This window comes from Streptomyces xylophagus, assembly GCF_000716435.1.
In the GTDB taxonomy this organism is placed as follows: domain Bacteria; phylum Actinomycetota; class Actinomycetes; order Streptomycetales; family Streptomycetaceae; genus Streptomyces; species Streptomyces xylophagus.
Window position 1 is genome coordinate 1 of sequence record NZ_JNWO01000023.1, and the last position, 12096, is coordinate 12096.

Annotated in this window: 14 protein-coding genes; 9 read left to right on the plus strand and 5 right to left on the minus strand. The window is 69.0% G+C overall.

Annotated elements, in window-relative coordinates; translation table 11 throughout:
- Positions 1–780: 780 nt before the first annotated feature.
- A complete protein-coding gene (locus tag OO70_RS55550) occupies positions 781–1269 on the plus strand; it encodes a sigma-70 family RNA polymerase sigma factor (protein ID WP_063749770.1) in 489 nt (162 codons plus the stop codon).
- Complete coding sequence (locus OO70_RS38640; RefSeq protein WP_043682444.1) at positions 1266–1946, plus strand: hypothetical protein; 681 nt, start codon at positions 1266–1268, stop codon at positions 1944–1946. Before OO70_RS55550 ends, OO70_RS38640 begins: the two co-directional genes overlap by 4 nt.
- A gap of 65 nt (positions 1947–2011) precedes the next feature.
- On the opposite strand, the gene OO70_RS56925 is transcribed toward OO70_RS38640, so the two are convergent.
- A complete protein-coding gene (locus tag OO70_RS56925; protein WP_043682448.1) occupies positions 2012–2644 on the minus strand; it encodes a DUF7848 domain-containing protein in 633 nt (210 codons plus the stop codon).
- A 117-nt stretch (positions 2645–2761) separates the two neighbouring features.
- On the opposite strand from OO70_RS56925, the gene OO70_RS38650 reads away from it, so the two are divergent.
- Both OO70_RS38650 and OO70_RS56930 read left to right on the plus strand, forming a co-directional pair.
- Positions 2762–3706: a helix-turn-helix domain-containing protein gene (locus OO70_RS38650; protein WP_043682451.1), complete on the plus strand. Its 945-nt coding sequence runs from the start codon at positions 2762–2764 to the stop codon at positions 3704–3706.
- The gene (locus tag OO70_RS56930) at positions 3669–3782 is read left to right on the plus strand and encodes a DUF397 domain-containing protein (RefSeq protein ID WP_324604899.1); all 114 of its coding nucleotides are present in this window, start codon (positions 3669–3671) and stop codon (positions 3780–3782) included. The genes OO70_RS38650 and OO70_RS56930 overlap by 38 nt, the downstream gene beginning before the upstream one ends.
- An 81-nt stretch (positions 3783–3863) precedes the next feature.
- On the opposite strand, the gene OO70_RS38655 is transcribed toward OO70_RS56930, so the two are convergent.
- A complete protein-coding gene (locus tag OO70_RS38655) occupies positions 3864–4838 on the minus strand; it encodes a quinone oxidoreductase family protein (protein WP_043682453.1) in 975 nt (324 codons plus the stop codon).
- A 96-nt stretch (positions 4839–4934) separates the two neighbouring features.
- Here OO70_RS38655 and OO70_RS38660 point away from each other — a divergent pair, with 96 nt between their 5' ends.
- The gene (locus OO70_RS38660) at positions 4935–5297 is read left to right on the plus strand and encodes an ArsR/SmtB family transcription factor (protein ID WP_043682456.1); all 363 of its coding nucleotides are present in this window, start codon (positions 4935–4937) and stop codon (positions 5295–5297) included.
- A 52-nt stretch (positions 5298–5349) separates the two neighbouring features.
- Positions 5350–6006 (plus strand): hypothetical protein, encoded by a 657-nt coding sequence (locus OO70_RS38665; protein WP_043682460.1) that lies wholly within the window; start codon positions 5350–5352, stop codon positions 6004–6006.
- On the opposite strand, the gene OO70_RS38670 is transcribed toward OO70_RS38665, so the two are convergent.
- Positions 5982–7415, minus strand: coding sequence for a purine-cytosine permease family protein (locus OO70_RS38670; protein WP_043682463.1), 1434 nt, complete (start codon positions 7413–7415; stop codon positions 5982–5984). The genes OO70_RS38665 and OO70_RS38670 overlap by 25 nt on opposite strands.
- A gap of 202 nt (positions 7416–7617) precedes the next feature.
- Here OO70_RS38670 and OO70_RS38675 point away from each other — a divergent pair, with 202 nt between their 5' ends.
- Positions 7618–8565: a DMT family transporter gene (locus OO70_RS38675; protein ID WP_043682467.1), complete on the plus strand. Its 948-nt coding sequence runs from the start codon at positions 7618–7620 to the stop codon at positions 8563–8565.
- Here OO70_RS38675 and OO70_RS38680 read toward each other — a convergent pair.
- Both OO70_RS38680 and OO70_RS38685 read right to left on the minus strand, forming a co-directional pair.
- Positions 8462–9346, minus strand: coding sequence for a LysR family transcriptional regulator (locus OO70_RS38680; protein ID WP_043682469.1), 885 nt, complete (start codon positions 9344–9346; stop codon positions 8462–8464). The genes OO70_RS38675 and OO70_RS38680 overlap by 104 nt on opposite strands.
- A complete protein-coding gene (locus OO70_RS38685) occupies positions 9346–9645 on the minus strand; it encodes a PLD nuclease N-terminal domain-containing protein (RefSeq protein WP_043682472.1) in 300 nt (99 codons plus the stop codon). Before OO70_RS38685 ends, OO70_RS38680 begins: the two co-directional genes overlap by 1 nt.
- 76 nt (positions 9646–9721) lie before the next feature.
- Between OO70_RS38685 and OO70_RS38690 the strand changes: the two genes are divergently transcribed.
- Together OO70_RS38690 and mqnP are read left to right on the plus strand one after the other, a co-directional pair.
- Positions 9722–11176, plus strand: coding sequence for a menaquinone biosynthesis decarboxylase (locus OO70_RS38690; RefSeq protein ID WP_043682475.1), 1455 nt, complete (start codon positions 9722–9724; stop codon positions 11174–11176).
- Positions 11173–12075, plus strand: coding sequence for a menaquinone biosynthesis prenyltransferase MqnP (mqnP, locus tag OO70_RS38695; RefSeq protein WP_043682478.1), 903 nt, complete (start codon positions 11173–11175; stop codon positions 12073–12075). The genes OO70_RS38690 and mqnP overlap by 4 nt, the downstream gene beginning before the upstream one ends.
- Positions 12076–12096 lie beyond the last annotated feature (21 nt).

The following is a 12096-nucleotide window of genomic DNA, read 5'->3' on the forward strand; positions in this document are numbered from 1 at the left end:
CGTTGGGCCACTCGCTTCTTTGTCAGTGTCGGGTTTCCGTGTCCCGAGTAAAGGGCGCTCCCTGCGGTCGCGTCGGCTGCGCCGATTCCGCTGCGCTCCACCCTTGACTCGGGCCGCGGAAACCCGTTTCAGAAGCGAGCGAGCGGCCCGGAAGGACGGGTGGCCAGGTAGGAAGCCCGTTGCCTGAACTGCCTTGCGGGCCGGTGCGGTGGGGGCGCGTCAGCGCCTCGCCGGCACGCCGCGTCGGCTCAGCGGCCAACCGTGAGTGGGTGGGTGGGTGGGTGGGGGCAGCCGCATCGGGGGATGGGGGTTGCTGGAAGCCGGGTCCCGGACTAGCCACTCACATACCCCATGACAGGTTAGAAATTACCCCAGCCTGCAGACCCCCCGGCCACCCGATGCCGGTGTCCTCACCAGCCCACCGGCCGTTGGCCGCTGAGCCTGCCCGGCGTGCCGGCGAGACGCGATCGCGCCCCCACCACACCGGCCCGCGACGCAGCTCAGGCAAGGGGAGGCATGCCTGGGCCACCCGTTCCCCGGGGCCGCCCGCTCGCTTCTCAACCAGGCTGGAGTGCACCGAGTCAAGGGTGGAGCGAAGCGGAATCGGCGCAGCCGACGCGACCGCAGGGAGCGCCCTTTACTCGGGGCACGGAAGCACGACACTGGCAAAGAAGCGGGCGGCCCAACGTTCACGTATCGACGCGCGCCCACCCCACTGACCCCCGGCCGCCCGCGACACCCCCAGGTAAGCGAATCCCACCCCCGACGCGTATAGGGAGTGTGAAGGAGCTGGAGTTCGCGGAGTTCTACAGCAGCAGCCGGGACGTGTGCCTCAGGGCCGTGCTCGCCGGTGTGGGGGAGCGGCAGCTCGCCGAGGATCTGGTGGCTGAGGCGTTCACCCGGGCGTGGGTGGCCTGGCCGAAAGTCGGGCGGCATCCGGCGCCCCGGGCATGGGTCGTGCGTACGGCGTTCAACACGCGTGTCTCGTGGTGGCGGCGGAGACGGCGCGAGGTGGCCCTCGATGACGCCGGGCAGGACCAAGCCGCACCCGCGGTCGCCGACGTCGGCCTCGACCCCGCGCTGCTCGTCCTGCTGCGCCAACTGCCGCGCCGGCAGCGGGAGGTGATCGCCTTCCGGGTCTTCCTCGACCTCGACACCGAGGCGACGGCAAAGGCCCTGGGGATCGCGCCCGGCACCGTCACCGCCCACCTGTCACGGGCCGTCGCGACCCTGCGCGGCCATCTCGTCACCCCGGAGGCCGGACCATGACCGAACACGACACGAACGTAGACACGGACGTAACCGACGTACTCGACGTGCTGCGGACGTCGTTTGCCGACGTCACTCTCGACACCCCCGTCGAGCGAATCGCCGCCGCCGGACGCGCGCGGCGGAGCAGGCGGCGCGTAGTCGCCCTGGTGGGCGCGGTGGCCGTGACCGGGCTGGCGCTGGGCGTATCCACCTACGGCAACCCGTCCACGGCACCCCCGTCGGACGAACTCGCCACCGGCGCGGGCACCGTGCACATCCACACCGCCGCCTACGCCGTCGACAGCCTCAAGAACGGTTCCATCAGGGTGAGTTGGGACAAGCAGGCCTACTTCGACGATCACGCGGGGCTGGAGAAGGCGCTGGACGCGGCAGGGTTCCCGGTGCTCATGAAGGTGGGCGAGTTCTGCAGGGGGATCGATGACCCGGCGACACTGGACCGGCACGGCTCCGGTCCCGGCGTCGAAAAGGTGCGCACGGCCCATCGGGAGGGTGACGACCGAGTCGTCTTCGACTTCCATCCCGCCGCCGTGCCCACCGGGAAGCAGTTGTTCATCGGTTACCTGTCGGCAGCTCAGCTGAAGATCACCGACGGACGGCCCGGTTCTGTCGAGCGCATCGTCCCTGCCGACACAAGCCAGTTGACCTGCTCCAGCGACCTGCCGAAGTTCGGCTGACCCGAGGAGAGGGCCAAAGAGAGGGGCCAAAGAGGGAGGCCAAAGAGGGGGCTCCGCAGCCAGGTCTACGGCTGCGGAGCCAGCACCGCGTAGTCCGCGAAGCTGCGGCGGTAGCGGGTGTGCCGGGTCTCCTGGGTGTGCTTGCGCTGCCATTCCTCTACGGTCGCCGGGTCGCCGCACGGTCCGGACGCGGCGCCGCAGTCGTCCTCGTCGCCGGAGACGCAACGGGCCTCGTACTCCGGTTCCGCGCCCGGGTCCTGCACGATCGCGTACGGCACGAACCGGAAGATGCGTCGGTGCCGCCGCGCGTCGTGGTCGCGGTGCTGGTGCCGGCGCAGCAGGACGTTCGCGTCGGTCTCGGCGGTGCCGTCACCGCGGGCGCGGGCGTCGTGCCGGAGTGCGGCGAGGTCGGCGCAGGACGGGCAGTCGGGGACGGGGGAGGGCGGCGTACTGATGTCGTAGGGCACCGAATTCCCTTCCCCCGAGCGGGAGTTGGCTGCCTTCACGCTCGCACTCAGCCGTTCCTCCGGCGTCGCGGGGCGTACGGACCCCGGGTTGGCCTCCCACTCCCGGCCGCCGCCGACGGGGCGCAACATCGCGTAGGGGCCTGCTTTGCCTAGGTACTCACCCACCTTGTTCGTACTGGCGTCGTAAACGAGCGTTCCTTGTTCGATCTGATTCGCGATCGGCTCAACCATGTTCACTCCGGGGCCACTTCATCACTCTGGGTGTATTGAGAGTCGCGTAGGGGAACGGTGCGTATCAATGCTTGACGCGTGCCACTGGGCCATTGCCACGGAGGGGAGGCCGGTTCTGTGACCCAGCGAAATGCGGAGGCCACGGGCGGGGTCAGTAACGCGGTGCTGTTCGGCGACCTGTTACGCCACTATCGCGAGGCCGCGTTGCTCACCCAGGAGGCGTTGGGGAGAGAGATCCCGTGCGACCGTTCGCATGTGGCCAAGGTGGAGGCCGGGACGCGGGTTCCGCAGGAGTCGTTCGCCAAGAAGTGCGATGAAGTCCTGGGTACGGGTGGGGTGTTGCTGCGCATGTGGCGGCACATCGACTGGTATCCGGAAGTGCAGCACCCTGATTGGTTCGAGCGGCGGGCTGAGATGGATGCGCGGGCCATGGCGCTGCGGGAGTATCAAGACCAGGTCATCCCGGGCCTGTTGCAGACTCCGGGCTATGCGCACGCGCTGTTCAGCCGTAGCCGCACGGACGTTGACGAGATCGAGTCGCGTGTCCGGGCCTGGTTGAGCCGTCAGCCGCGCTTCCTGACCGACGAAGGCCCGCTGTATGTCGCCGTCCTGGACGAGAGCTGTCTGCGCAACGCGGTGGGCAGCCCGGAGGTCATGCGGGACCAGTGCGCCCATCTACTGAGTGTCGGTCGGCGTCCCAACGTCCGTATCCAGGTGGCTCCAGCAGGTCTCTTCGGACTCATTCGCCCCCGCAACTCGATGTCGTTGATCGAGCTGCCGGATGGGCGGTGGGTGTATTCGGAATCCCTGGACCGTGGCCACTTCAACAACGATCCGACCACCTTCGCGCGCCACAGCCAGACCTATGATGTGCTCAGGGCGGACATTCCGTCGGCCCGCGAATCCGCCGCTCTGATCAGCGACGTGATGGAGGGGTACGAGCACCATGGACAGGCACGACCTCAACGCGGCGACCTGGATCAAGAGCAGCTACAGCGGCGACAACGGCGGCAACTGCGTAGAAATCGCCCCCGCTTTCCCCGCCGCGGTGCCGGTGCGTGACAGCAAGGTGGTTGAGGGCCCGGTGCTGATGATCACCCGTTCAGCGTGGTCGGCATTCACGACGGCACTGCGATAACAAGCGGTCAGTGAGGCGCCCCTTCAGGGGCGCGGGGAACTGCGCGCCCAGCCCCCACGGGCCCGCAGCGAACAACCCTCATCAGCCCACCCTGAGCAGCAACTTCCCCACACTCGTCCGCGCCCCCATCACCCGATGCGCCTCCGCCGCCTCCTCCAACCCGAACTCCCCAGTCACGGGCAAAGACACCACACCGGCGACCACCGTCGCGAACGCCCGCTCGGTCAGGGCTCGTAGCGCCGCCGGGTCCGTCTGCGCCAGGGTCAGGATCGAGAAGCCGGAGACGGACAGGGCGCCGGGATACAGCTCGGGTTGGCCCACCTGCCACGGTGCCGCCGAGCTCGCGTTGCCGAAGGAGACCAGGCGGCCGTAGGTCGCGAGGGACGCCAGGCCGGCGCGCAATGTGTCGCCGCCTACAGGGTCCAGCGCGAGATCGACTCCACGCCCGCCCGTCGCCACCCGCACCGGCGCCTCGAACTCGCCCACGAACACCTCGTCGTAGCCGTACCCCCGCGCGAACTCCGCCTTCGCCGCGCCCGATACGACCCCGTAAACCGCCCCGGCCCCCGCCGCCCGCGCCAACTGCCCCACCACCGTGCCGATTCCGCCCGCCGCGCCCTGCACGAGGATCGTCTCGCCGGGTTGCAGTCGGCCCACCGTGTGGACGAGGGCGTACGCGGTCGGAAGGACGGTGGGGAGGGTGGCGGCCGTGCGGAGGTCGATGCCTTCGGGGAGCGGGAAGACGGTCACCGCGTCGGCGACGGCCACGTCCGCGTAGGCGCCGCCCGCCGTGAGGGCGACGACCTCCTGGCCCACGGTCAGGCCGTCGGAGACGCCCGCGCCGATCTCCCGTACCCGCCCCGAGACCTCAAGTCCCGGTACGAACGGGAGACTTGGCACCCGGTACCCCTCGGACCGCGCCTTCAGGTCGGCGAAGTTCACCCCGGTGTACGCCACGTCGACGCTCACCTGGCCGGGGCCGGGCCGCGGGACCTCCGTCTCGACGACCTTCAGAACCTCGGGACCGCCGTACTCCTGGACCTCGACCGCGCGCATGCCACACACCCCTCGCTCGACTGTTCAATGAAAAGCGAACACTCGCGAGTGTATGGTTTTCATCGAACAGTCGGCAAGGGGGAGCAGGAGGCGGGCATGGCGCAGCGAACCGGCACCACCGGAAGTCATAGGGCCGCCCCCGAACACACCCACCCCGGCGACGTCCCCGTACAGACCGCCCTCGCCGCCCTCGCCGACCCCGTACGCCTCACCCTCGTAAGGGAGTTGGCGGGTTCGGCGGAGTGGTCGCGGGCCTGCGGCAGCTTCGACGTGCCCGTCGGCAAGGCCGCGCTGAGTCATCACTTCGCCGTGTTGCGGGGGGCGGGGATCGTGGAGCAGCGGGACGAGGGGCCCAAGCGGGTCAACCGGCTGCGGAGGGACGAGTTCGAGGCCCGTTTCCCGGGGCTGCTGGAACTCGTCCTGCGGGAGGACCGACGGCAGGACCGGCGGGAGGACTGAACGCCTCCGGCCCCTCCGCCGTCACAGTGCCGAGCGAACCGATGGAGGGGGCATGAAGAAGTACGTGAAGCACTGCCTGTGGGCCTTCGTGGCCGTCACGGTCGTCGCCGTGGCCGTCCTGGTGGCACTGACCGTGCACGGGCTCCGCAATCTGGGCGCCGAATCCGGCTCCGGCTCCGGCTCCGACTCCGTGGCCGGCGCCCGGCCGAAGTCCGACACCGGGTCCGTGCGGAAATGCGTCGGCACCCGCCCCCTCGGCAGCCTCCCCGCCGGCGAGGACGGCTCCCCGATGGAGCGCGTCGTCGCCCGCATGGACAAGCTGGCGGAGGCCAAGCGCTACAGCGCCGTCTACACCGGCCTCTCCGTCGACGAGGACACCCAGTCCGTCGACGTGTGGCGCGTCCCCTCAGCCGCCTTCGACGCCGAGGTGTGCGGATCCGCCGTGAAGGGCGCGACCGTGCGGCTCCACGACGCCGACGTCGGCCGTAAGACCCTCGACGCGCTGTCCGACCGGATCGGCGACGACATGAAGCGCTGGGACGGCACCTTCGAGATGCGCGAAGTCGGCGTGGACGAACGGGGGTTCGTCCAGGTCGGGGTCGACGACCCCGACCAGGCCGAGCCGATCATCAAGAAGGCTTACGGGGCGAAGAACGCCCGGTACATCAAGGTCGAGCACGTGGATCAGGCGTCGGCCTTGCTCGGCTGAGACTGTGGCTCGACCGGTGCCTTCTTCCCCAGCACCGAACGCAGCACCACATACAGCACCGCACTCAGGATGAAGCCCACGATCGGCGTGCTGTCCCCGAACGACGGCCAGTGCTTCGGGACGTAGCCGACGTAGTCCTCCTGGTTGGAGAACAGCGGGACCGACACCGCGACGCCGATCAACAGGGCTGCCAGGCCGGGCCAGTTGGTGAACTTGGGGTCGGTCAGGCGGGGAGCCAGTTCCTCGGTGGGGATGCGGGACTGGAACCAGCGCTCCACCAGGACCACGCCCAGCCAGGGCGCCACCCAGTACGCGATGACCAGCAGGAACGCCTCGTACGCCGAACCCGCGTCGGACAGTGACGCCCACGCCGCCGCTGTACCGGCCACGCCCGACACCACGACCAGGACGCTGCGGTTCAGCCAGGCGGGGAGCTTCAGGCCGAGCGCGGTGAGGGAGATCGCGCCGGAGTAGACGTTGAGGGCGTTCGCCGAGATCGCGCCGAGGATGATCGCGATCAGCACCAAGTCGCCCAGCCAGCCCGGGAGATGGCCCGTGAAGGCTGCGGTGGGAGTCGCGTCCTTCGGGGCGACGAGGGTTGCCGACGCCGCGCCCATGACGGCGACGAGCGTGACCGACACGAACAGGCCGACCGCCGGGTAGAGGATCGTCTTGAACCTGTTCGCCGTCCGGGGGAGGTAGCGCGAGTAGTCCGTCGCGTACGGGTTCCAGCCCGCCGCGTAGCCCCAGGACGCGCTGAGCGCCAGCAGGAAGCCGCCGATGCCGCCGCCCGCGCCGCTCCCGCCGAGGTGCGCGTCCTTGAAGGTCCACACGCCGGCCAGCAGGAAGATCACCGCGAGCGCCGGGAACGCGTACTTCTCGAAGGTGTGCACGAAGTTGTGGCCGATGAAGCCGATCAGGATCTCCGCCACGACCACCAGGAGCAGGGAGGGCAGGGGGCGTAGGCCTGTGAGGGTGTTCAGCGCGAACGCCGCGCTCACGCTGTTCACCGCGAACCAACCGACGCCCGCCACAAGGCCGTTGGCCGCCGACGGGATGATGTTGCCGCGGAAGCCGAAGGAGAAGCGGCCGATCACCATCTGCGGGACGCCGAAGCGCGGGCCGTCCAGGGAGAGGAAGCCCTGCGTGATCGCGCCGAGGCCCGTGCCCAGCACGATCGCGGCGGTCGCCTGCCAGAAGCTCAGGCCGAAGAAGAGGACCGAGATCACGCCGATGTAGACGGTCGCGAACTCGATGTTCGGGGAGGCCCAGGTCCACAGGAGCTGGAGCGGGCTGCCGTGCCGTTCGGCGTCGGGGATCGGTTCGGCACCCGCCGTCTCGACGGCGATGACCTTGTCACCGTATTCGGGGGCGAGGGTGCCGGTTGAGTCGGCGGGAGCAGTCGTCATGCGAGGTAAGTGTCCGGTTCCTGCCGGTCCGGGCCCAGAGGCGCATTGTCCGCATCGGGAGCCTCGGCGGCGTACAACCTGCACGTATGCCTGTGCGTACACCTGTGTGACCTGCCGCCATCGCCTCGGTCGATGGGGGCATCGGAAGGACGCCTCGCTGGCCCGTCGCCCCGCCCCGGTACCCGCTCGTAGCTTCGTCCCCATGACCCCAGAGAACAAGGGCACGGCCCAGCTGACGGCGGCGATGATGCTCTCCGGCACCCTCGGCGTCTTCGTCGTCGAGTCCGGCGCCTCGCCCTTCGACGTGGTGTTCTTCCGTGTCGTGTTCGGCGCCCTGGCCCTCGGCGGCTACGTCCTCTCCCGCGGCTGGCTGCGCGACCACGGCTTCACCCCGCGCACCCTCGGACTCGCCGTCCTGGGCGGGGTGTTCATCGTCTTCAACTGGGTCCTGCTGTTCTCGGCGTACGAGAACACGTCGATCTCGGTCGCGACGGTCGTCTATCACACGCAGCCCTTCTACGTGGTGCTGCTCGGCGCGCTCCTGTTCCGCGAGCGGCTCACGGCCGCCAAGGTCGGCTGGGTCGTCGTGGCCTTCGCCGGGCTGATCCTGGTCTCGGGCGTCACCCCGGCGGACTTCACCAGCGGCGGCAGCTATCTGACGGGCGTCGGGCAGGCCCTCCTCGCCGCGCTGCTCTACGGCCTGTCCACCCTGGTCACCAAGCGCATCACCGGCGTACGGCCGCACCTCATCGCCCTCGTCCAGGTCGTCGTGGGCATCCCGCTTCTGCTGCCCTTCGCCGACTTCGGCGCGATGAGCGGGGAGGGCGCCGACTGGGGGTGGCTGGTCGGGCTCGGGGTCATTCACACCGGCGTGATGTACGTCCTGCTGTACGCCGCCTACGCCAAGCTCCCCACCTCGAAGATCGCCGTCCTCGCCTTCGTCTACCCCGCCGTCGCGATGGTCATGGACTGGGCGGTCTACGGCCACCACATCGGGCTCGTCCAGGCGCTGGGCGTCCCGCTGATCGTCCTCGCGAGCCTCAAGGTCACCCTTGCTCGGACACCAGCTTCCGCGCCTGCTCCACAAACAGCCGCACATGCGCCGGAAGCCGCTTCCCCGCCCGCCACGCAAGCTGCGTGCGAAGCGTGAACGGCGGCTCCCAGAGCAGCCGTTGGAGCGAACCCTCCGCGAGTTCGGCGGCGACCGTCACCTCGGGCAGCAACGAGATCCCGAGGCCGGCCGCCGCGGCGCGCTTGGTCGCCTCGATGGTCCCGAACTCCATGAACTCCACCGGTTCACCGAGGGACTTGAGCTCCTGCTCGAACAAGTCCCGGTAGGCGCAGCCCGGTTCGAGGGCGAGCAGGGGCTGTCGTACGAGATCGGCCTTCTCGGGATGCCTCCCGGCGAGTGGATGGCCGGGGGCCGCCACCAGCGCCAGGGGTTCCACCGTCAGGACCTCGGTCTCCAGGCCGGTGTGCTCGGTCTCCCGCTCCATGAGGAAGCCGACGTCGTACGTGCCCTGCCGCAGCGCCTGCCGGGTCTCGTCGCCGATCGTCGTGCGGAGGGAGAGGCGGACCTTCGGGTAGCGGTGGTGGAAGTACTCCAGGAGCGGCGAGAGGCGGTACGAGGTCAGTGACTCCATCGTGCCGACCGTCAGTGAACCGGCCGGTTCCGCCGTGCCGGTGACCGCCGCCCTGGCCTCGTCGGTCAGTTCGATGATCTGGCGGGCGTAGGGGAGGAGTCGTTCGCCGGCCTCCGTGAGGCGGATACGGCTGCCCAGGCGGTCGAAGAGTTCGGTGCCGAGCGAGGACTCCAGGGCGCGGATCTGGCTGGTCACGCTGGACTGCGCGTACCGCAGGTCGGCCGCCGCCCGGGTGAAGCTCAGGACGGTGGCGACCTTCTCGAAGGTGACGAGGAGCCGGAGTTCCATCAGTCGGTCTTGGGGTCGGCCTTGGGATCGTCCTTGTTCAGGGACTTCAGGAACTCGGGGTTGTCGTCCGGCGCGATCCACTGGTCCGCCGCAGCGGTCGCATCGGCCGGATTGCGCCGTGCGCGGCCCGCGATCAGCCAGGCGATCGGGCCGACCAGGACCCCGCCGAAGAGCAGGATGACGAACACCCACGCCAGTTTCGGCATGCCGCGTACCTCCTCCTCGGGAGTGTTCAGGCAGTCCACGAAGGCGTAGATCCACAGGGCCAGGACCAGCAGGGTGGGCAGATACCTGAGCATGGTGGCGAGATTCTCCTGAGAGGTGAGAGGGGCCCGGTGACGGGGTCAGGTTAGCGGGTGACCGATACTTGGACACATGGCTTACGACGATCTTCGCTCCCTGCTCAGGGCACTGGAGCGCGAGGGAGACCTCAAGCGCATCAAGGCCGAGGTGGACCCGTATCTGGAGGTCGGGGAGATCGTCGACCGGGTCCAGAAGTCCGGCGGGCCCGCGCTGCTCTTCGAGAACGTGAAGGGGTCCTCGATGCCCCTCGCCATGAATGTGTTCGGGACCGACCGGCGGCTGCTGAAGGCGCTGGGGCTGAAGTCGTACGGCGACATCTCCGAGAAGATCGGCGGGCTGCTGCGGCCCGAGCTGCCGCAGGGGTTCGTGGGGGTGCGGGACGCGTTCGGGAAGCTGGGGTCGATGACCCATGTGCCGCCGAAGAAGGTCAAGGACGCGCCGGTGCAGGAGGTCGTACTGCACGGTGACGACGTCGATCTCGACGCGCTGCCGGCCCTCTTCACCTGGCCGCAGGACGGCGGGTCCTTCTTCAACCTGGGGCTGACGCACACGAAGGACCCCGAGAGCGGTGTCCGGAATCTCGGGCTCTACCGGCTTCAGCGGCACGACAAGCGCACCATCGGCATGCACTGGCAGATCCACAAGGACAGCCGGAACCACTACCAGGTCGCGGCCAGGAAGGGTGAGCGGCTGCCGGTCGCGATCGCCTTCGGGTGTCCGCCGGCCGTGACGTACGCCTCCACCGCACCGCTCCCCGGTGACATCGACGAGTACCTGTTCGCCGGGTTCATCGCGGGCAAGCGGATCGAGATGGTCGACTGCAAGACCGTGCCGTTGCAGGTGCCGGCGCAGGCCGAGGTCGTCATCGAGGGGTGGCTGGAGCCCGGCGAGATGCTGCCGGAGGGTCCGTTCGGCGACCACACGGGGTTCTACACCCCGCAGGAGCCGTTCCCGGCGCTGACCATCGACTGCGTCACGATGCGGAAGAGGCCGTTGCTTCAGTCGATCGTCGTAGGGCGGCCTCCGACGGAGGACGGACCGCTGGGACGGGCGACGGAGCGTTTCTTCCTCCCCCTTCTGAAGATCATCGTGCCGGACATCGTGGACTACCACCTGCCCGAAGCGGGCGGATTCCACAACTGCGCGATCGTCTCGATCGACAAGAAGTACCCGAAGCACGCCCAGAAGGTGATGCACGCGGTCTGGGGTGCGCACATGATGTCCCTGACCAAGCTGATCGTGGTCGTCGACGCCGACTGTGACGTCCACGATCTGCACGAGGTCGCGTGGCGGGCCCTCGGCAACACGGACTACGCCCGGGACCTCTCGGTCGTGGAAGGACCCGTCGATCATCTCGACCATGCCTCCTACCAGCAGTTCTGGGGCGGCAAGGCGGGCATCGACGCGACGAGGAAGTGGCCCGAGGAGGGCTACACGCGGGACGGCGGCTGGCCCGAGATGGTGCTGTCCGACCCGGAGACGGCGGCGAAGGTCGACCGCCGGTGGAAGGAGTACGGACTTTCGTGAGCAGCGCATCAGCCGCGATCCCGCAGCCGGGGCGCACCAAGGCGTTCCTACGCCTCGTCATGATCGAGCACTCCGTCTTCGCCCTGCCCTTCGCCTACATCGCCGCGCTGACCGCGATGTTCCGGCTGGACGGGAACATCCACTGGGGGCGGCTGTTGCTGGTCACCATCTGCATGGTGGGTCTGCGCACGTTCGCGATGGCGGTGAACCGGATCATCGACCGGGAGATCGACGCCCGTAACCCGCGCACGGCACACCGTGAGTTGGTCACCGGCGCGATGACGGTGAAGCACGCGTGGACGGGCGCGCTCGTCGCACTGGTCGTGTTCCTCGGCTCGGCCGCGCTCCTCAACCCCCTCTGTCTGGCGCTGGCCCCCATCGCGGTGATCCCGATGGTGGTCTACCCGTACGGCAAGCGGTTCACGAACTTCCCGCAGGCCATCCTCGGTCTCGCCCAGGCGATGGGCCCGGTCGGCGGCTGGCTGGCGATCACCGGCGAGTGGTCCTGGGACGCGGTCATCCTCGGGCTCGCCGTCGGCATCTGGATCGGCGGCTTCGACCTGATCTACGCCTGCCAGGACATCGAGACCGACCGCGAGATCGGCGTCATGTCGGTCCCGGCCCGCTTCGGCATCCCGGCGTCCATCTGGGGCGCGCGCGTCTGCCACGCCATCACCACGGCCCTCCTCGCCTGGTACGGCGCGGCGACCGGCGCGGGTGCCTTCTTCTGGTTCGGCCTGCTGATCGTCGCGGGCGCGTTCGTGTACGAGCACTCGATCGTGCGGCCGCACGATCTGTCCCGCCTCAACCGGGCGTTCTTCAGCGTCAACGGGTTCATCGGGATCGCGTTGTTCGTGTGCGCGCTGCTGGATCTGCTGGTGCGGGGGCTGACGGTGTGAGTGAGGGAATCACCGGGTGAG